Source organism: Pseudomonas sp. PS02290 (assembly GCF_029960075.1).
Classification (GTDB): Bacteria; Pseudomonadota; Gammaproteobacteria; order Pseudomonadales; family Pseudomonadaceae; genus Aquipseudomonas.
Window position 1 is genome coordinate 30,384 of the sequence record NZ_JASCOY010000020.1, and the last position, 17,747, is coordinate 48,130.

Below are 17,747 nucleotides of genomic sequence, written 5' to 3' on the forward strand. Positions count from 1 at the left end.
AGAGGAGGGGCGGCTTACCTGCGGTTTGGAAGCATCATGACACAAGGCCGGGAGCAAACCCACAGCCCGCGCGAAATCTGGATATGCTTAATCTACAGCCTGTGCGTGGACATTTTGTCGCAGGCCAGAGGCGGTGATAAGCAACCTGTATAGGGACAATAGTGTGCTGCGGACGTTCTGAATGTATTGCGGTGGTTGTCCTGACTCTATCGAAGTAGGACAATTGCCGGCTTCACGTCACCATCAGCGACCTTGAATGGCCTTTCTTGCTCTGGGTATCAACCATAAGACTGCATCAGTTGATGTCCGCGAGCGCGTGGCATTTACGCCTGAGCAGCTGGTTGAGGCGCTACAGCAGCTCTGCCGCCTGACCCGCAGCCGGGAAGCGGCCATTCTCTCCACCTGCAATCGCAGCGAACTTTATATCGAACAGGATCAGCTGACCGCCGACGTCGTGTTGCGCTGGCTGGCGGATTATCACCACCTGAATGTCGATGAGCTGCGCGCCAGTGCCTATGTGCATGAAGACGACGCGGCAGTGCGACACATGATGCGCGTGGCGTCGGGCCTGGACTCACTGGTGCTCGGCGAGCCGCAGATCCTGGGTCAGATGAAATCGGCCTATGCCGTTGCCCGGGAGGCCGGCACCGTCGGCCCACTGCTCGGGCGTCTTTTTCAGGCCACTTTCAGCGCTGCCAAACAGGTACGCACCGACACGGCCATCGGCGAGAACCCGGTGTCTGTCGCCTTTGCCGCCGTCAGCCTGGCCAAGCAGATTTTCAGCGACCTGCAGCGCAGCCAGGCGCTGTTGATCGGGGCAGGGGAGACCATCACGCTTGTCGCGCGTCACCTGCATGATCTCGGAGTCAAGCGTATCGTTGTTGCCAACCGCACCCTCGAGCGCGCGAATATTCTGGCCGAGCAGTTCGGTGCTCATGCGGTGCTGTTGGCCGACATCCCGGCCGAGCTGGTCAACAGCGACATCGTCATCAGCTCCACGGCCAGTCAGTTGCCGATTCTGGGCAAGGGCGCCGTGGAAAGCGCGCTGAAACTGCGCAAGCACAAGCCGATCTTCATGGTCGACATCGCCGTGCCACGCGACATCGAGCCTGAGGTCGGCGAGCTGGACGACGTCTATCTCTACACCGTCGACGATCTGCATGAAGTCGTCGCTGAAAACCTCAAAAGCCGCCAGGGCGCGGCGCAGGCGGCCGAAGAACTGGTCAGCATGGGCGTCGACGATTTCATGTCGCGGCTGCGCGAACTGGCGGCGGTCGACGTGCTCAAGGCGTATCGTCAGCAGAGCGAACGCCTGCGTGACGAAGAATTGCAGAAAGCCCAGCGCATGCTGGCCAATGGCAGCAACGCCGAAGATGTATTGATGGCGCTGGCACGTGGCCTGACGAACAAAATGATGCACGCCCCCAGCGTGCAGCTCAAAAAGCTCTCCGCTGAAGGCCGCGTCGATGCGCTGGCCATGGCCCAGGAACTCTTTGCCCTCAACGAGGGCTCCACGGATAAATCCCCGCAATGAAAGCTTCACTGCTTAATAAGCTGGACGTGCTCAGCGACCGTTTCGAGGAATTGACCGCGCTGCTCGGCGATGGCGAAGTCATCTCCGACCAGACCAAATTTCGCGCGTATTCCCGTGAGTACGCCGAAGTCGAGCCAGTGATTCAGGTATACCGGCAGCTGCAGAAAGTGCAGAGCGACCTCGAAGGCGCGCAGGCGCTGCTCAAGGACAGCGATCCCGACATGCGCGAAATGGCAGTCGAGGAAGTGCGCGAAGCCAAGGATCAGTTGCTGGTTCTTGAAGCTGACCTGCAAAAAATGCTGCTGCCCAAAGACCCGAACGATGGCCGTAACGTGTTTCTGGAAATCCGCGCCGGCACGGGCGGTGACGAAGCCGCGATCTTTGCCGGCGACCTTTTCCGCATGTATTCCCGTTATGCCGAGCGGCGTGGGTGGCGTGTCGAGATCCTGTCGGAGAACGTGGGCGAGCATGGCGGTTACAAGGAAGTCATTGCGCGGGTCGAAGGCGAGCACGTCTACGGCAAGCTGAAATTCGAGTCGGGTGTGCATCGCGTTCAGCGCGTGCCGGAAACCGAATCCCAGGGCCGCATTCATACGTCTGCGTGTACCGTCGCGGTGTTGCCAGAGCCTGACGAACAGCAGACCATCGAGATCAACCCGTCCGACTTGCGCGTTGACACCTATCGCTCGTCCGGCGCCGGTGGTCAGCACGTCAACAAGACCGATTCGGCCATCCGCATTACGCACTTGCCGTCCGGCATTGTCGTGGAGTGTCAGGAAGAACGCTCGCAGCACAAGAACCGTGCGCGGGCCATGTCCTGGCTGTCGGCCAAGCTCAACGATCAGCAGACCGCTGCGGCGGCCAACGCCATCGCCAGTGAGCGTAAATTGCTGGTCGGTTCCGGGGATCGCTCGGAACGCATTCGTACTTACAATTTCCCACAGGGGCGAGTCACGGATCACCGCGTGAACCTGACGCTCTACTCCCTTGATGAAGTTCTGGCCGGCGGGGTCGATGCAGTGATAGAACCGTTACTTGCCGAGTATCAGGCAGACCAACTTGCGGCACTGGGTGATTAAATGACCATCATCGCCAGCTTGTTAAGAAGCGCCGAGTTGCCGGATTCTCCGACAGCGCGCTTGGATGCAGAATTGTTGCTGGCCGCTGCCCTGGGCAAGCCACGCAGCTTTTTGCACACCTGGCCCGAGCGTATTGTCAGCACCGAAGCGGCGCACGCTTTCGACGGCTATCTCAAGCGTCGTCGAACCGGCGAACCCGTCGCGTACATCCTGGGCCTGCAAGGGTTCTGGAACATCGACCTGGAAGTCGCTCCCCATACGCTGATCCCCCGGCCCGAAACCGAGATGCTGGTGGAAACCGCGTTGGAGCTTCTGCCTGGTGCGATTCCTCACACGCTGCTCGACCTCGGCACGGGCACCGGCGCGATTGCTCTGTCGCTGGCCAAGGATCGTCCGCAGTGGAGCGTCACGGCGGTGGATCGCGTTGAAGAGGCGGTCGAGCTTGCCGAACGCAATCGTCAGCGCCTGCATCTGGACAACGCGAAGGTCTTTCACAGCCACTGGTTCAGTGCCGTCGAAGGTCAGCGTTTTGACCTGATCCTGAGCAACCCACCCTACATTGCCTCCAATGACCCGCATCTGGTCGAAGGCGATGTGCGCTTCGAGCCAAGCAGTGCGCTGGTTTCCGGCGCCGATGGCCTGGACGACCTGCGCCTGATTGTGTCGCAAGCGCCCGCGCACCTTGAAGCTGGCGGCTGGCTGTTGCTGGAGCATGGCTACGATCAAGGCGCAGCGGTTCGCGAGTTGTTGCTTGCGCACGGATTCGAAGAGATCAAGACCCGCCGCGACCTGGGCGACCACGAGCGCATTACCTTCGGGCGAGTGCCGTGCTGACGGACGAAGAGCTGCTGCGCTATAGCCGGCAGATCCTTCTTCAACAGGTCGACATCGACGGTCAGCTGCGCCTCAAGCAGAGCCGCGTGTTGATCGTCGGCCTTGGCGGGCTGGGTTCGCCGGTGGCGTTGTACCTGGCGGCGGCCGGCGTCGGCGAACTGCATCTGGCGGATTTCGACAGCGTCGATCTCACCAACCTGCAACGCCAGATCATTCACGACACCCAGAGCGTAGGGCTGAGTAAGGTTGATTCAGCCATTGCGCGGCTGACTGCGATCAATCCGCTGATCACACTGGTGCCCCATCGCGCCGCCCTTGATGTTGACTCACTGGCCGCAGCCGTTGCCGGGGTCGATCTGGTGTTGGACTGCTCGGACAATTTTTCGACGCGTGAAGCGGTCAATGCCGCCTGCGTCGCCGCCTGCAAACCACTGGTCAGCGGCGCTGCGATTCGCCTGGAGGCGCAGTTGTCGGTGTTCGATCCGCGTCGTCCGGAGAGCCCTTGTTACCACTGCCTGTACGGGCACGGCAGCGAGACCGAACTGACCTGCAGCGAGGCTGGCGTGATCGGCCCGTTGGTAGGATTGGTTGGCAGTTTGCAGGCCCTCGAAGCCCTGAAGCTGCTGGCCGGATTTGGCGAGCCGATGGTAGGGCGACTGCTGGTGATTGATGTCATGAGCACGCGATTCCGCGAATTGAAAGTCAAACGCGACCCTGGCTGCAGTGTGTGCGGTACCGGGCTGCGAGCTACCGCCGAGCATGAATAGAGACAGCGATGCGCCGGTGGCGGTGTTTGATTCCGGCGTCGGCGGGTTGTCGGTGCTGGCGGAAATACAGCAGTTGCTGCCACGGGAATCGTTGCTCTACGTCGCTGATTGCGGCCACATTCCCTACGGCGAGAAAACCCCCGAATTCATTCGCGAACGTTGCGCGACGATTGCCGAGTTTTTCCACAGCCAGCGCGCCAAGGCCCTGGTGATCGCCTGCAATACGGCAACAGTGGCCGGCATCGCCGACTTACGCGTCCGCTACCCTGACTGGCCACTTGTGGGCATGGAGCCGGCGGTCAAGCCTGCGGCTGCGGCGACGCGGACCGGCGTCGTCGGCGTGCTGGCGACCACCGGCACTTTGCAAAGCGCCAAGTTCGCCGCGTTGCTCGATCGCTTTGCGGCAGACGTGCAAGTCATCACGCAGCCGTGTCCGGGCCTGGTGGAGCTGATCGAAACGGGCGATCTGGTCAGCCCGGCGATTCGCCAGTTGCTTCAGGGTTACGTCGCGCCGTTACTCGCGGCGGGTTGCGACACCATCATTCTGGGCTGCACCCATTACCCGTTTCTCAAGCCATTGCTGCGGGAAATGATCCCTGCCTCCATCACGCTGATCGACACCGGTGCCGCTGTAGCCCGGCAGTTGCAGCGGTTACTGGGCGAGCGCGAGCTGCTGGCGAGCGGTCATCCTCGGACTGCTCAGTTCTGGACGACCGGTGATCCAGAAGATTTCAGAAACGTCCTACGCGTGCTTTGTATCAACTCCGACAATGTGCGAAGCTTCGTTTCGTGAAAAAAACGTGAATCGCTTCGGCTGTGGGTGAACTAAAGTTCAGCCGCCGGCTTCTACAGCACTTCTGTCGATATAAAAAATTTTTAACTGCTTTCGAAAATAGGATGTTTCAGATGAAGCGACTGTTTTGTTTGGCTGCGATTGCGGCTGCGTTGTTGGGGCAAAGCGCAATTGCTCAAGCTGATGGGGTCGAGTTTTCCGTAGGACACACTGGCGAATCCACGATGACTTATCGTCTGGGCGCGCAATTTGATTGGGATCAAAGCTGGTGGCAAACCGGTGTCGGTCGCCTGACCGGTTACTGGAGCGGCGCTTACACCTACTGGGAAGGCGACAAGAGCTCCAGCAACAACAGCCTGTCGTTCTCTCCGGTATTCGTTTATGAGTTTTCGGGTGAGAGCGTCAAGCCTTACATTGAAGCCGGTATCGGCGCCGCTGTATTCCAGCGCACCGAAGTGGAAGGCAACAAGCTGGGCAGCGCGTTCCAGTTTGAAGACCGTCTGGGTTTCGGTCTGCGCTTTGCCGGTGGACATGAAGTTGGCCTGCGCGCCACTCACTACTCCAACGGCGGCATGACCACCAATAACGACGGTATCGAAAGCTACGCGATTCACTACACGATGCCGTTCTAAGCGTTTGATTGCGTTATTGCACGAGCGGATTTAACCGCACCTGCAATGCACTACCCGCTTCTTCCCGGCTAAAGCCAGTCCTACTGAAAAACCACCTTGTAGGACCGGCTTTAGCCGGGAACGTGTCAGCCAAAGCAGCTGAGCCAGGCAAACATCAAATCCCGTGCTTCCTGCTTGCCGCGACCATCACAGATAAGCGGTCGCGATTCCTTCTCGCTCGGCAATACACTCCGGCGCACCCATTTCGAACTCCCTGCAAATCAACGGTCGACGGTCGTAGATCGTGCACATCATCGTGTCGCGATCGAGTGCCGCGCACCAGCCATCGTCCAGGCGCAGCATCACTTCGCCGCCCCAGTCATCGGTGTCGATGTAACGCTCGGGCACGCCGGTGTCGGTAATCAACATGACTTCCAGCTGACAGCAGCAGGCCGCGCAGGTGGAACACGTGATTGCGGGTTCGTCAGGGAGTTGAAGCGAAGGGATCACAGTCGTCATGGGCGGCAGTTTAAATCACCGCGCAGTAGACCGCTAACCGGCGTGACGAATGCTCACCCATTCTCCTGCGTCTCGGCTTGCCGCTGGGGCAGCGACTTGAACGCTTGCAGGGCGCGTTCGCGGCTGGCTTTCAAATCGACGATGGGCGCGGGATAGCCTTCCACGCCGAACAGCCCGCCCAGCGCGGACGGGTTATGAATGTCTCGCTTGTTCAACTCAGCCAGTTCAGGCACCCATTGCTTGATGAATCGACCTTCAGGGTCGAAGCGCTCCGACTGACTTTGTGGATTGAAAATCCGGAAGTAGGGCGATGCGTCGGTACCGGTCGATGAGCTCCACTGCCAGCCGCCATTGTTCGACGCAAGATCGCCGTCGATCAGGTGCTGCATGAAATAGCGTTCACCCTCGCGCCAGTCAATCAGCAGATTCTTGGTCAGGAACATCGCCGAGATCATCCGCAGGCGGTTGTGCATCCAGCCGTTTTCAAGCAGCTGGCGCATGGCTGCATCGACAATCGGCAGCCCGGTACGACCCTGTTGCCAGGCTTCCAGATCCTTCGGCGCATTGCGCCACTTCAGCGCTTCGGTTTCCGGGCGGAAGGCGCGGTGACGGGAGACACGGGGGAAGCCCACCAGCACGTGCTTGTAGAATTCACGCCAGAGCAGCTCGTTGATCCAGGTGACTGAGCCCGGATTACCGGTCTCGAATTCGCCGTTGTTGCTGCGCAGTGCTGAATGCAGGCATTGGCGGGGCGAGATCACCCCGGCCGCCAGGTACGCAGACAGCTGGCTGGTCCCGGGCTTGGCGGGGAAGTCGCGCTCTTGATCGTAGTAATGCACCTGCTCGTCGGTGAAGTTGTGCAGGCGATCGCGCGCCTCATCTTCACCGGCCGGCCACAGCGAGCGCAGGGTCTCGGTCGGCGCAGCGAAGCCCTTGACGCCATCGGGAACGACGTCACTTTTGACGGACAGCTTCTGTTGCGGCTTGGGCCGTGCAACCAGCGCCGGCATCGAGTAATGCAAGCGGGCGTAACAGACCTTGCGGAACTGGGTGAAGACCTTGAAATAGCCGCCGCTTTTGGTCAGCACGCTGCCCGGCTGAAAGAACAGCTGGTCGAGGTGACGACGAAACGGAATGCCGGCGCCGTCGAGAGCCGCCTCCACTTCACGGTCTCGTTTGGTCTCGTTGATGCCGTACTCGTCGTTAACGTGTACGCCTTCGATCCCGTGTTGCTGACACAGCTTCAGGATCGCCTTGGGTGCCTGCGCCCACGTGTCCGCATGGACAATCAGCAAAGGGACGTTGAGCGCCGCAAGTGACTTGCTCAATTCGCGAAGGTTGCGCAGCCAGAAATCGACTTTGCATGGGGCATCGTCATGGCTCTGCCACTGGCCCGGGCTGATCATGTACACGGCCAGAGTCGGGCCCTGCTCCATGGCAGCGCTCAGCGCGGTGTTGTCGTGCACACGCAGATCACTGCGCAGCCATATCAATTGCATAGTTATTCCTTAGATAAGCCCCAGCCGCTGCAAGGCAGCCTGGGCGGTCAAAGGGTCTTCGGCGAGGGACAGGCCGGAGACTTCACCCTCGGCTGCAGATAATTCCGTCGAATGAATACGCACCGCAGGCCCGACGATCAGCTTAGGGCACTCGATGTTGTGCAGCAGGCGAGGCAACTGGCCGACGTTCAGTGACTTGCTGGAATACAACAGCACTGCGCGCGGCTTGAGGTATTCGCAGGCCAGGGCCAGCTCGCCAGCCGGCAATGGCCAGTCGAACACTTCCACCGGGCAATCGGCGCTGCTGAGCAGCCACGCGGTCAGCCACAGATGCGGCTCGAGCGGGAGGTCGGACTGATTGACCAGCAGCAAGGGCGCGCCGCTGACCTGACGGTTGTTGTGGTACAGCCGGGCGCCGAACTTGCTGCGCAGCCACGAGTAGAAAAACACCCGCTCAAGCTGCGCGCCGAACTGGCCCTGCCAGCGCTGCTCAAGTGACGCCAGCAGCGGCAGCAACAGTTGTTCGCAAAGCGTGCGCGGCGGATACAGCGACATCGCGCGGTTGAGGGAATCATCGAGTCGCCGCTCGGCCAGGGCGCCGATGGCTTCCTGCAGAGTCTGGCGAAGAATGTCCCAGTCATTCTCGACACTGGGCGCTGGCGCCTGCTGATCGTCGATCAACTGCTTGACCTGACTGACCGACACGCCGCGATTCAGCCACGTGAGGATGGTCAGCACGCGGTCGACATGTTCGTTGCTGTAAAGACGATGGCCCTTGGCTGTACGGTGCGGAACGATGAGGCCATATCGACGTTCCCAGGCGCGCAGGGTCACTGCGTTCACACCGGTCAGTCGGGCGATTTCGCGAATCGGCAGCCAGCCGTTTTCAAAGGCGTTCGCGGGGTCCTGCGGGTCGCCTTCCGGCGGTTCTTGCTCGGTAGTTGTCATGTTCAAATCGCGTTGCGCAGACTGAGGTTTTCCGGATGCGGCTGCAGATAAACCTGCAGCGCAATGTACGGATCGGGGTGTCGGCGGAAATGGTGTTTGAGCAGCGTCAGCGGCACAACCAGCGGCACGATGCCCTGGTGGTACTGATTGATGACGCCCTGAATTTCTTTCTTGTCGGATGCGCTGAGGGTCTGGCGCAGATAACCGCACAGATGCTGCAGCACATTGGTGTGGGTGCGCCGGGTCGCCGGTTTTTTCAGCGCGCTCATCAATTGACTGAAGTAGCGCGGGGCGATCTCGGCAGGGTCATTCCGGCCCATGGTGCCCAGCAGATTCCCCAGCGCCTTGTACTGGACGGGATCGTTGGCCATCAATTGGTATTTATAGCGGGCGTGAAACTCGGTGAGCGCACGGCGGGTGATGCCGCTTTTCAGCAGCTCTTGCCACGCGGCATAGGCAAACACGCGGGTGATGAAATTCTCCCGCAGCACCGGGTCGTTCAAACGGCCGTCTTCTTCAACCGGCAGATCAGGATGACGCGCGCAGAACGCCTGGGCATAAATGCCACGTCCGCCGGTTTCGAACGGCACGCCGTTATCGCGGTACACCTTGACCCGCTCCAGGCCACACGACGGCGATTTCTGCATGAAGATATAGCCGCAGATGTCGCTCATCTCAGTAGCCATGTGCTCGCCGTAATCAGCCAGTTGCTCGGTAACATCCATGGCGTGATGAACCGTGCCGATCGCCCGAGGGTGATCTGTGTCTCCCACCAAACGAATGGCTTCGCGAGGGATGCCCATACCGATGGCGACCTCGGGGCACGCCGGCACGAAATCGAAGTATTCGTTGAGGGCCCGGGTCAGAAGGTGCGATTCCTTGTGCCCGCCATTGAACCTGACCTCCACACCCATCAGGCAGGCGCTGACGCCCAGCTTGGGTTTGGAGGCTTGCTCTGATGAATGATCGAGTACAGCAGACATGACAAACCCTCGATGAACTTCTTATACAGATCCGTTTCTCTGTACAACATTTGCCCATCATAGGTTTGTAGCAGTGCAAGTCAAATAATTTGTACAAGATCGGTGAATGAAACGACAAGGTGCGGGAATTCAGCCGTAATGACGGGCTGAGGCGGCAGTTGGGAAGGGTTTACTTCCAGCCCATCTGCCAGCTCTGGTCATTCTGCAGGGTCTGCCAGGCCAGCGTCTGGCTGCGCTTGGTCATGACGGCTTGCAGTTCGATCTCCAGCACCGTCCCTTCTTCATCACAAAACAACTCGGTGACCAAAAAGTGCTTTTCACGGTTCTGAGGAGACGCTGCCGTCCATTTCGACAGCAGCAGCTTGCGCGGGTTGATTCGATTCATTTGAGGTGTTCCAGCAGACGTCGCGCGGCTTCCTGACCACTCAGCCAGGCGCCTTCGACTCGGCCCGACAGGCACCAGTCGCCGCAGACGTACAGACCCAGATCTGCATCGGACAACGCGCCGACTTCGCGTCCGCCAGCCGGCCTTGCGTACAGCCAGCGGTGGGCGAGGGTGAATGCCGGGGCAGGCATCGCGCAATTCATCAGCTCGGCGAACGCGCCGTGCAAGTGATCGATGACGTCCTCCTTGGCCATGTCCACATGCTGGCGGCTCCAGGCGCTGGTGGCGTGCAGAATCCAGGTATCCATCTGGCTGTCGCGCCCGGGTTTGCTGCGATTGCGGGCCAGCCAGTCGATGGCGCTGTCCTGCACAAAGCAGCCTTCGAGGGGCGTGTCCAGCGGGGTATCGAAAGCCAGCGCGACCGCCCAGGTCGGCTCCATCTTCACGCCCGCGACAACGCTCGCCAGTTTCGGCGCGTCGGCCAGCAGGGTGGTGGCCTGGGGCGCGGGGATGGCGATCACGACCTGACTGAACGGGCCGTGGCTTTGGCCGTCGGCGTCCAGCAGATTCCAGTGTTGTTCGCCACGGAAGACTTCAGTGATGCGGCAGGAAAAGGTCACCGGCATGTCGCCGAGCATGGCCCGGGTGATTGCACTCATGCGCGGCGCGCCGACCCAGCGCACTTGCTCGTCGGGCGACAGGCTGAGTTTTCCACCATGATAGTTGTAGAGCAGCGGCTTCCACTCGGCCACGTGGCCCTCGGCTTGCCACTGCTGGACGGCGGCGGCGAAGCGACGGTCGCGGGCGGTGAAGTATTGGGCGCCCATGTCCAGTGCGCCGGCATCGCTGCGTTTGCTGGACATCCGGCCGCCACTGCCGCGGCTCTTGTCAAAGAGATGAATGCTATGCCCGGCGGCTTGCAACGCCTGGGCGGCGGAGAGTCCGGCGATGCCGGTACCGATGATTGCAATGGGGACAGTCATAGGGGCCTCGTTACCTTGTCTGCACAGACTACGCCTCAGGCAAAAGCTGTACAATGCCGTTTTTCGGTATAAGTTGTCGCCCTGCACACGCAGGACGCGGACCTTTCCAAGGGCTCGCTGACAAGTCTGACGCTTTGCTTCAATCGTTCAACTGCACGATCGGGCTGTCCTAAAGAACAGCAGTGAAGTGGATCGCTCTAACCTGACCTAAAGTTGAGTGATCACTCCGCGCACGAGCTCATGGCTTGTGAAGAAATAGACTCCGCAATTGCGATGAACGCCACGTAAGGAACTCAGTCATGCACATCTTGCTGACCGGCGGTACAGGCTTGATAGGGCGTCGTTTGTGTAAACACTGGCTCACGCAGGGCCATCAGCTGACGGTCTTGAGTCGCAAACCCGATGACGTTGCGCGGCTCTGCGGCGCCAACGTTCGCGGGATAGCTCACTTCGACGACATAGGCAGCCAGCACGTCGACGCGGTGATCAATCTGGCCGGCGCACCCATCGCCGACCGTCCGTGGACCCGCAAACGCAAAATACTGCTGTGGGACAGCCGTATCACCCTGACTGAGCAATTGGTCACGTGGCTTGAGCGCCGCGAGCAGAAACCCGACGTGTTGATATCCGGCTCGGCGGTAGGCTGGTATGGCGACGGCGGTGAGCGCGAGCTCGACGAAAATGCGCAACCGGTCAGCGAAGACTTCGCCAGCCGTCTGTGCATTGCCTGGGAAGAGACCGCGCAACGTGCCGAGACCCTGGGCATCCGCGTGGTGCTGGTGCGCACCGGACTGGTGTTGGCCGACGAAGGCGGCATGCTGCAGCGGCTGTTGCCGCCGTTCAAGATGGGCATGGGCGGGCCAATCGGCAACGGACGCCAATGGATGCCGTGGGTTCATATAGAAGATCAAATCGCCCTGATTGATTTTCTGATGAGCCGGGACGATGCCCGAGGTCCTTATAATGCCTGCGCGCCGTCACCGGCCCGCAACCGGGATTTCGCCAAGACCCTCGCGTCCGTGCTGCACCGACCATCCTTCATGCCGATGCCGGCCGTTGCGCTTCGAGTGTTGCTGGGCGAGCTATCGATCCTGTTGCTGGGCGGTCAACGCGCCCGGCCAGACCGCCTGCAAGAGGCGGGTTTCACTTTCCGATTCACTGATCTGCGCGCGGCCCTGGAAAACCTTTTGGGCCGCCACTGACATCAAGGTGTTGCATGACCGATCACGCTTTATTGCTGGTTAATCTGGGTTCACCGGCGTCCACGTCGGTCGCTGACGTGCGCCGCTACCTCAATCAGTTCCTGATGGACCCTTACGTTATTGACGTGCCGTGGCCAGTGCGTCGCCTGATCGTGTCGCTGATTCTGATCAAGCGCCCGGAGCAGTCGGCCCACGCCTATGCCTCGATTTGGTGGGACGAGGGTTCGCCGCTGGTGGTGCTGAGCAAGCGACTGCAGCAGGCCATGGTCAAGGAGTGGAAACACGGGCCGGTGGAGCTGGCGATGCGTTATGGCGAGCCTTCGATTGAAACCGTGCTCACGCGCCTGGCAGCCCAGGGCATCAAAAAGGTCACGTTGGCGCCGCTGTATCCGCAGTTTGCGGACAGTACCGTTACCACGGTGATTGAAGAAGCCAAGCGCGTAGTGCGTGAGAAAAAGCTGAATTTTGACTTCTCGCTGCTGACGCCGTTCTTCAATCAGCAGGAATACCTCGACGCCCTAGTGGCGAGCGTGCGGCCGCATCTGCAGCAGGATTACGATCACCTGCTGCTGAGTTTTCATGGTCTGCCCGAGCGGCATATCACCAAGCTGGACCCGACCGGCAACCACTGTTTCAAGAGCGGGAATTGCTGTGAGACGGCGTCGCCCGAAGTTCTGGCGGTCTGCTACCGCGCCCAATGCATGCGCTCATCGGCTGAATTCGCCAAGCTGATGGGGATTCCCGATGGCAAATGGTCGGTGTCGTTTCAGTCGCGCCTGGGCCGCGCCAAGTGGATCGAACCCTACACCGAACCGCATCTGGAGGAGCTTGCTGCTCAAGGCGTGAAGCGACTGCTGGTCATGTGCCCGGCGTTTGTCGCGGACTGCATCGAAACGCTGGAAGAAATTGGTGATCGCGGGGCTGAAGTGTTCAGGGAAGCCGGGGGCGAGGAGCTGGTGCTGATTCCGTGTCTGAACGACGACCCGAACTGGGCGAAGGCGCTGAACACATTGTGCGAAAAGGCACCGGCGATGGTGGTGTAATAACCTGAAATTAGGTGTTGTGTTCATTCCCCGTGGGATCGAGCTTGCTCGCGAATGCGTCTGTTCAAGCGGCATTGATGAACCTGATGCGCCGCCTTCGTGAGCAAGCTCACTCCCACAGTTTCGGTGTACGCCGCAAATCTAAGCTACTCCTACAGAATCCCAAAAAAAGGGGGCATCACGTGTGTGATGCCCCCTCTCTCATAACGCTTGCGAACTACGGCAACTGATCATCCAGGTGCTTGTTCTTCCACGCGTCATTCCCCGGCAGGATCAGGTTCAGCACGATGGCGGTCACGGCGCACAGCGCGATGCCTTTCATGCCGAAATCATCAGGGCCGTTGCCGGTGCCGATCAGCACGCCGCCGATGCCGAACACCAGCGTCACGGACACGATCACCAGATTGCGCGCTTCGGCCAGGTCGACCTTGTGGCGAATCAGCGTGTTCATGCCCACCGCCGCGATCGAGCCGAACAGCAGGCACAGAATCCCGCCCATGACCGGCACCGGAATACTTTGCAGCAACGCGCCGAACTTGCCGATGAAGGCCAGGGTAATGGCGAAAATGGCCGCCCAGGTCATGATCTTCGGGTTGTAGTTTTTGGTCAGCATCACTGCGCCGGTCACTTCGGCGTAGGTGGTGTTGGGCGGGCCACCGAAAGCGCCAGCCACGGTCGTCGCGATGCCGTCACCCAGCAAGGTGCGGTGCAGGCCGGGTTTCTTCAGGTAATCACGGCCCGTCACGCTGCCGACCGCAATCACGCCACCGATGTGCTCGATGGCCGGAGCCAGTGCCACCGGTACGATGAACAGGATCGCCTGCCAGTTGAATTCCGGTGCCGTGAAGTGCGGCAAGGCCAGCCATGGCGCGGCAGCAATTTTCGCCACATCGACCACGCCGAAATAGAACGACAGCGCAAAACCCACCAGCACACCCGAGATGATCGGCACCAGACGGAAGATGCCTTTGCCGAACACCGCAACGATCAACGTCGTCAGCAGCGCCGCCATCGAAATGATGATGGCGGTGTTGTACGGGATCAGCTCTGCGGCGCCGTCACCCGTCCGCCCCATTGCCATGTTGGCGGCAATGGGTGCCATCGCCAGACCAATGGAAATGATCACCGGCCCAATGACCACCGGCGGCAGTAGGCGGTCGATGAAACCGGTGCCTTTGATCTTAACGGCCAGGCCGAGGAAGGTGTAGACGAAGCCTGCTGCCATGACCCCGCCCATGGTCGCCGCCAGGCCGAACTGGCCCTTGGCGAGAATGATCGGGGTAATGAAAGCAAAGCTCGACGCGAGGAAGACCGGCACCTGACGGCCTGTCACCACCTGGAAGCACAGGGTGCCCAGGCCTGCCGTGAACAGCGCAACGTTGGGATCGAGGCCAGTGATCAGCGGCATCAATACCAGCGCGCCGAATGCCACGAACAGCATCTGCGCGCCCGACAAGATGGTGCGCCAGAGTGGATCGTTGAACTCATCCGGCTTCATCAGGCGTCCTTCTGCTTGGTGCCGAAAATCTTGTCACCGGCATCGCCCAGGCCCGGAATGATGTAGCCGTGTTCGTTCAGTTGCTGATCGATGGACGCAGTGTAGATGTTGACGTCCGGGTGGGCCTTCTCGACGGTAGCGATGCCTTCCGGCGCGGCAACCAGCACCATCGCGCGGATGTCGCGGCAGCCGGCTTTTTTCAGCAGGTCGATGGTGGCAACCATGGAGGCGCCGGTGGCGAGCATCGGGTCGATGATCAGCGCCAGACGCTGGTCAATCTCGGGGGCGAGTTTTTCCAGGTACGTGTGGGCTTCGAGGGTTTCTTCATTGCGCGCGACGCCCACGGCACTGACCTTGGCACCCGGGATCAGGCTGAGCACGCCTTCAAGCATGCCGATGCCGGCCCGCAGGATCGGCACCACGGTGATCTTCTTGCCGGCGATCTTCTCGACCTGAACCGTGCCGGCCCAGCCCTGAATCTCGTAGGTTTCCAGCGGCAGATCCTTGGTCGCTTCATACGTCAGCAGCGCGCCGACTTCCTGAGCCAGTTCACGAAAATTCTTGGTGCTGATATCGGCACGGCGCATCAGGCCGAGCTTGTGGCGGATCAGCGGATGGCGGATCTCACGAATGGGCATAGGGGGAAGGCTCCAGCGGGCGGGCAAAAAAAACGGCTTAGATTAATCTATTCAGCTGTAACTTGTCCTGACGGTTAGGTTCGCGTGTCGAGATTTCTGGAACGGCAGTGCAACGTTAGTCCAGAAACACTTGCCCTGATGTCGGCGGATGCGTACCTTTGCCCGCTTTTCCTTACACAGCCCCCTTGGAGAGCGTCATGTCCGCTGATCTCGAGCATATCCGTCAAGTCATGCGCGAGGCTGACTGCCTTTACAACGAGGCCGAAGTCGAAGCCTCCATCGCCCGCGTCGGCGAGCAAATCAATAGCGTGCTGGCCGACCGTAACCCGGTGGTATTTTGCGTCATGAACGGCGGCCTGATCTTCGCCGGCAAGCTGCTCACTCATCTGAATTTCCCGCTGGAAGCGTCCTACCTGCACGCTACCCGCTATCGCAACGAAACCAGCGGTGGCGACCTGTTCTGGAAAGCTAAACCTGAAGTTTCGTTTATCGACCGCGATGTGCTAATCATCGACGACATCCTCGACGAAGGTCACACCCTCGGGGCGATCATCGACTTCTGCAAACATGCCGGTGCAAGCGCTGTTCATACCGCTGTGCTGATCGACAAGGACCACGACCGCAAGGCGCGCCCTGACCTGAAAGCAGACTTCGTCGGTCTGCCTTGCATTGACCGCTACATCTTCGGGTACGGCATGGACTACAAAGGCTACTGGCGCAACGCGGCCGGGATCTATGCCGTGAAGGGGATGTAACAGCAAGCACCGCTTTATTGTGGGAGCACCACCCGGCCGCTCCCACAGGATCTGCCTGATCCGGGCATAGCCCATGCTAGAGTGCCTCCCACTTTTTCGGGAGGCGCCCATGCCGTTATCGTTTCGAAGTACCGCCGCGTTGATGTTGCTGTTGACGCTGCCGCTCCCCGCACTCGCCGAACCCATGCACGCGCAGTACCTGCCGCCGGACGAGTTGTCCGTGCGCGAGGGCGAACCCGAGCAGCAGCAATTGCTGCAGATCACTGAGTATTCGGTGGTGGTCGGCAGCCAGCGTCAGTCCAATCAGCAACCGATCCCGGTCACCTCGCCGCTGATTCTGCGCCTGAAAGGCAAGCCCATGAACAAGGGAGCGACCATTGCCGACGTGCTGATCCACTTCGACGGCGAAAGCAAAAGCCTGAAAAAACCGACGTACGACGAGCCGTCGCGCACGCTGACGCTCTATTACCCGGCGACGCAATACCGCGTGCTCGTGGACTTGCTGCGTAACGAAAAGGTCTACTGCCAGTTCCTCAGCTATGCCAACGGTCACGTCTGGGCCGACCTGCACACCGGCAGCGTACGCGCGCGTTGAGCCGGCGACCGGGCGGGGGGTAAACTGCCCGCCCGTGAAATGTCCCGCAAGTCAGTTGGAGTCAGCAATGCGTAAAGATAAGAAGCAGGTGATTGGCGATGAAATCGGCGACGCCCAGATCAAGCTGTTCCTGGATTTCGAGCCGGTCGACGCCACGTCGCCGTCGCTGCACAAGCTGATCAAGGCCTACCGCGGCCTTCGCATCGACGACTTCGGGCGGTTTCTGACGTTCTTCAAGGAAGCCGGTTACGACCTCGACGGCAAAGACGAACACGGCAATGACTTCGTGGCGCTGATCAAGGATCAACGCAACGCCGAGGAATACATCGAACTGATCGACAGGGCGAAAGGCTGATTCGACCCGCTTCCCGGGCGCCGTCCCTCGGCGCCTGATGCTTCCCTCCGGTAATCAGATTCCTGCTTACGCGCTCTCACTACAGAATCGAAAGACCCTTCCTACCGCCTTCTTCGGCGTTTGCGACTATCGAAAGCGGCACGCTGATTCATACTCAGCCCCGTGACAATGCTTACAGGAACGCGAGCAGGACGCTCGCATCATCAAGCGAAAAGGAACTCGTAACATGAAAAACGTAAAGACTTGCTTCACGCGCACAATCGCCGCCATCGCAATGATGGTCGCGGCAGCATCCGCTCAGGCGGCTTACCCCAATAAAATCCAGCTCAACATGGAAATGTGGAATCAGACAGGCATCGACCTCGCGCTGGTATGGTCCAGCTGGGCCAAACCCAATGCTGATTACACCGGTTACGGCTTTTCGGCTGACGCACCCACTGCATCTGTGTCCATCCCGCTGAAGAATCCTCGCAATGATTCTGCGAGCTTCCGCGTGAGCGGCGTAGGCAAGACCTGCGAGTTCACGGCAGCCCACTCGGTGACGTTCAGTTGGGTCTCGATCACACCGGCGCCGGAGAAGTCGGCAACGGGCAGGTCGCTCGGAACAGTACCGGCGGAATGCATCGCATCGGTGACCAAAGGGACGAACTCGATGCAGGCGTACTCCGTCAGATTCGTGATGAAGTAGCGTTGAAGCTGCAGCCCGGATCTTCCGGTTAAAGCGGC

Annotated in this window: 20 protein-coding genes; 12 read left to right on the forward strand and 8 right to left on the reverse strand. The window is 60.1% G+C overall.

Annotated features, from left to right (window positions below; translation table 11 throughout):
• The first annotated feature begins 256 nt into the window (after positions 1–256).
• From hemA to QMX88_RS11880, 6 genes are all read left to right on the forward strand, one after another.
• Complete coding sequence (gene hemA, locus QMX88_RS11855) at positions 257–1,534, forward strand: glutamyl-tRNA reductase (RefSeq protein ID WP_192174949.1); 1,278 nt, start codon at positions 257–259, stop codon at positions 1,532–1,534.
• A complete protein-coding gene (gene prfA / locus QMX88_RS11860) occupies positions 1,531–2,613 on the forward strand; it encodes a peptide chain release factor 1 (RefSeq protein WP_192174948.1) in 1,083 nt (360 codons plus the stop codon). Before hemA ends, prfA begins: the two co-directional genes overlap by 4 nt.
• Entirely contained in the window at positions 2,614–3,447 is an 834-nt protein-coding gene (prmC, locus tag QMX88_RS11865) for a peptide chain release factor N(5)-glutamine methyltransferase (protein ID WP_282369460.1), read from the forward strand.
• Positions 3,441–4,214 (forward strand): molybdopterin-synthase adenylyltransferase MoeB, encoded by a 774-nt coding sequence (locus QMX88_RS11870; protein WP_282369462.1) that lies wholly within the window; start codon positions 3,441–3,443, stop codon positions 4,212–4,214. The genes prmC and QMX88_RS11870 overlap by 7 nt, the downstream gene beginning before the upstream one ends.
• Positions 4,207–5,007 carry a glutamate racemase gene (gene murI / locus QMX88_RS11875; protein WP_192174945.1) on the forward strand — a complete coding sequence of 267 codons (801 nt, stop codon included), beginning with the start codon at positions 4,207–4,209 and terminating at the stop codon, positions 5,005–5,007. The genes QMX88_RS11870 and murI overlap by 8 nt, the downstream gene beginning before the upstream one ends.
• Before the next feature lie 113 nt (positions 5,008–5,120).
• Complete coding sequence (locus QMX88_RS11880) at positions 5,121–5,639, forward strand: acyloxyacyl hydrolase (RefSeq protein WP_192174944.1); 519 nt, start codon at positions 5,121–5,123, stop codon at positions 5,637–5,639.
• A gap of 186 nt (positions 5,640–5,825) precedes the next feature.
• Here the strand turns inward: QMX88_RS11880 and QMX88_RS11885 are convergent, their stop codons facing one another.
• The 6 genes from QMX88_RS11885 to QMX88_RS11910 form a co-directional block, all read right to left on the reverse strand.
• The gene (locus QMX88_RS11885) at positions 5,826–6,137 is read right to left on the reverse strand and encodes a YkgJ family cysteine cluster protein (protein WP_122536194.1); all 312 of its coding nucleotides are present in this window, start codon (positions 6,135–6,137) and stop codon (positions 5,826–5,828) included.
• Between the two features lie 53 nt (positions 6,138–6,190).
• Positions 6,191–7,636, reverse strand: coding sequence for a deoxyribodipyrimidine photo-lyase (gene phrB, locus QMX88_RS11890; protein WP_282369470.1), 1,446 nt, complete (start codon positions 7,634–7,636; stop codon positions 6,191–6,193).
• A gap of 9 nt (positions 7,637–7,645) precedes the next feature.
• Positions 7,646–8,584: a MerR family transcriptional regulator gene (locus QMX88_RS11895; RefSeq protein ID WP_192174942.1), complete on the reverse strand. Its 939-nt coding sequence runs from the start codon at positions 8,582–8,584 to the stop codon at positions 7,646–7,648.
• Positions 8,585–8,586: 2 nt separating this feature from the next.
• Positions 8,587–9,567 (reverse strand): YbgA family protein, encoded by a 981-nt coding sequence (locus QMX88_RS11900; RefSeq protein ID WP_192174941.1) that lies wholly within the window; start codon positions 9,565–9,567, stop codon positions 8,587–8,589.
• Between the two features lie 169 nt (positions 9,568–9,736).
• Entirely contained in the window at positions 9,737–9,952 is a 216-nt protein-coding gene (locus QMX88_RS11905; RefSeq protein ID WP_192174940.1) for a TIGR02450 family Trp-rich protein, read from the reverse strand.
• The gene (locus QMX88_RS11910; protein WP_282369473.1) at positions 9,949–10,935 is read right to left on the reverse strand and encodes an NAD(P)/FAD-dependent oxidoreductase; all 987 of its coding nucleotides are present in this window, start codon (positions 10,933–10,935) and stop codon (positions 9,949–9,951) included. Before QMX88_RS11910 ends, QMX88_RS11905 begins: the two co-directional genes overlap by 4 nt.
• A gap of 299 nt (positions 10,936–11,234) precedes the next feature.
• On the opposite strand from QMX88_RS11910, the gene QMX88_RS11915 reads away from it, so the two are divergent.
• Both QMX88_RS11915 and hemH read left to right on the forward strand, forming a co-directional pair.
• On the forward strand, positions 11,235–12,137 hold the full coding sequence (locus tag QMX88_RS11915) for a TIGR01777 family oxidoreductase (RefSeq protein WP_282369475.1): 903 nt from the start codon (positions 11,235–11,237) through the stop codon (positions 12,135–12,137).
• 14 nt (positions 12,138–12,151) lie between these two features.
• Positions 12,152–13,180 carry a ferrochelatase gene (gene hemH, locus QMX88_RS11920; protein ID WP_282369477.1) on the forward strand — a complete coding sequence of 343 codons (1,029 nt, stop codon included), beginning with the start codon at positions 12,152–12,154 and terminating at the stop codon, positions 13,178–13,180.
• Positions 13,181–13,397: 217 nt separating this feature from the next.
• Here hemH and QMX88_RS11925 read toward each other — a convergent pair whose 3' ends face one another.
• Positions 13,398–14,678, reverse strand: coding sequence for a uracil-xanthine permease family protein (locus QMX88_RS11925; RefSeq protein WP_037018282.1), 1,281 nt, complete (start codon positions 14,676–14,678; stop codon positions 13,398–13,400).
• Positions 14,678–15,316 carry a uracil phosphoribosyltransferase gene (gene upp / locus QMX88_RS11930; protein ID WP_133771905.1) on the reverse strand — a complete coding sequence of 213 codons (639 nt, stop codon included), beginning with the start codon at positions 15,314–15,316 and terminating at the stop codon, positions 14,678–14,680. The genes QMX88_RS11925 and upp overlap by 1 nt, the downstream gene beginning before the upstream one ends.
• 197 nt (positions 15,317–15,513) lie before the next feature.
• Between upp and QMX88_RS11935 the strand changes: the two genes are divergently transcribed.
• The 4 genes from QMX88_RS11935 to QMX88_RS11950 all read left to right on the forward strand — a co-directional run bounded on the left by QMX88_RS11935 (position 15,514) and on the right by QMX88_RS11950 (position 17,709).
• Entirely contained in the window at positions 15,514–16,071 is a 558-nt protein-coding gene (locus QMX88_RS11935) for a hypoxanthine-guanine phosphoribosyltransferase (RefSeq protein WP_282369484.1), read from the forward strand.
• Between the two features lie 109 nt (positions 16,072–16,180).
• Complete coding sequence (locus QMX88_RS11940) at positions 16,181–16,666, forward strand: hypothetical protein (protein ID WP_192174934.1); 486 nt, start codon at positions 16,181–16,183, stop codon at positions 16,664–16,666.
• 67 nt (positions 16,667–16,733) lie between these two features.
• Positions 16,734–17,021 carry a PA4642 family protein gene (locus QMX88_RS11945; protein WP_282369487.1) on the forward strand — a complete coding sequence of 96 codons (288 nt, stop codon included), beginning with the start codon at positions 16,734–16,736 and terminating at the stop codon, positions 17,019–17,021.
• 226 nt (positions 17,022–17,247) lie between these two features.
• Positions 17,248–17,709 (forward strand): hypothetical protein, encoded by a 462-nt coding sequence (locus QMX88_RS11950; protein WP_282369488.1) that lies wholly within the window; start codon positions 17,248–17,250, stop codon positions 17,707–17,709.
• Positions 17,710–17,747: the final 38 nt, after the last annotated feature.

What these genes read in the sequence shown, in the direction of transcription:
- upp (WP_133771905.1), bottom strand. Translation starts at nt 15,316, where the DNA reads ATGCCCATTCGTGAGATCCGCCATCCGCTGATCCGCCACAAGCTCGGC.
- hemH (WP_282369477.1), top strand. Translation starts at nt 12,152, where the DNA reads ATGACCGATCACGCTTTATTGCTGGTTAATCTGGGTTCACCGGCGTCC.
- murI (WP_192174945.1), top strand. Translation starts at nt 4,207, where the DNA reads ATGAATAGAGACAGCGATGCGCCGGTGGCGGTGTTTGATTCCGGCGTC.
- prfA (WP_192174948.1), top strand. Translation starts at nt 1,531, where the DNA reads ATGAAAGCTTCACTGCTTAATAAGCTGGACGTGCTCAGCGACCGTTTC.
- QMX88_RS11905 (WP_192174940.1), bottom strand. Translation starts at nt 9,952, where the DNA reads ATGAATCGAATCAACCCGCGCAAGCTGCTGCTGTCGAAATGGACGGCA.
- QMX88_RS11885 (WP_122536194.1), bottom strand. Translation starts at nt 6,137, where the DNA reads ATGACGACTGTGATCCCTTCGCTTCAACTCCCTGACGAACCCGCAATC.
- QMX88_RS11945 (WP_282369487.1), top strand. Translation starts at nt 16,734, where the DNA reads ATGCGTAAAGATAAGAAGCAGGTGATTGGCGATGAAATCGGCGACGCC.
- prmC (WP_282369460.1), top strand. Translation starts at nt 2,614, where the DNA reads ATGACCATCATCGCCAGCTTGTTAAGAAGCGCCGAGTTGCCGGATTCT.
- QMX88_RS11910 (WP_282369473.1), bottom strand. Translation starts at nt 10,935, where the DNA reads ATGACTGTCCCCATTGCAATCATCGGTACCGGCATCGCCGGACTCTCC.
- QMX88_RS11895 (WP_192174942.1), bottom strand. Translation starts at nt 8,584, where the DNA reads ATGACAACTACCGAGCAAGAACCGCCGGAAGGCGACCCGCAGGACCCC.
- QMX88_RS11940 (WP_192174934.1), top strand. Translation starts at nt 16,181, where the DNA reads ATGCCGTTATCGTTTCGAAGTACCGCCGCGTTGATGTTGCTGTTGACG.
- QMX88_RS11935 (WP_282369484.1), top strand. Translation starts at nt 15,514, where the DNA reads ATGTCCGCTGATCTCGAGCATATCCGTCAAGTCATGCGCGAGGCTGAC.
- QMX88_RS11915 (WP_282369475.1), top strand. Translation starts at nt 11,235, where the DNA reads ATGCACATCTTGCTGACCGGCGGTACAGGCTTGATAGGGCGTCGTTTG.
- QMX88_RS11900 (WP_192174941.1), bottom strand. Translation starts at nt 9,567, where the DNA reads ATGTCTGCTGTACTCGATCATTCATCAGAGCAAGCCTCCAAACCCAAG.
- QMX88_RS11880 (WP_192174944.1), top strand. Translation starts at nt 5,121, where the DNA reads ATGAAGCGACTGTTTTGTTTGGCTGCGATTGCGGCTGCGTTGTTGGGG.
- phrB (WP_282369470.1), bottom strand. Translation starts at nt 7,636, where the DNA reads ATGCAATTGATATGGCTGCGCAGTGATCTGCGTGTGCACGACAACACC.
- hemA (WP_192174949.1), top strand. Translation starts at nt 257, where the DNA reads ATGGCCTTTCTTGCTCTGGGTATCAACCATAAGACTGCATCAGTTGAT.
- QMX88_RS11925 (WP_037018282.1), bottom strand. Translation starts at nt 14,678, where the DNA reads ATGAAGCCGGATGAGTTCAACGATCCACTCTGGCGCACCATCTTGTCG.
- QMX88_RS11950 (WP_282369488.1), top strand. Translation starts at nt 17,248, where the DNA reads ATGAAAAACGTAAAGACTTGCTTCACGCGCACAATCGCCGCCATCGCA.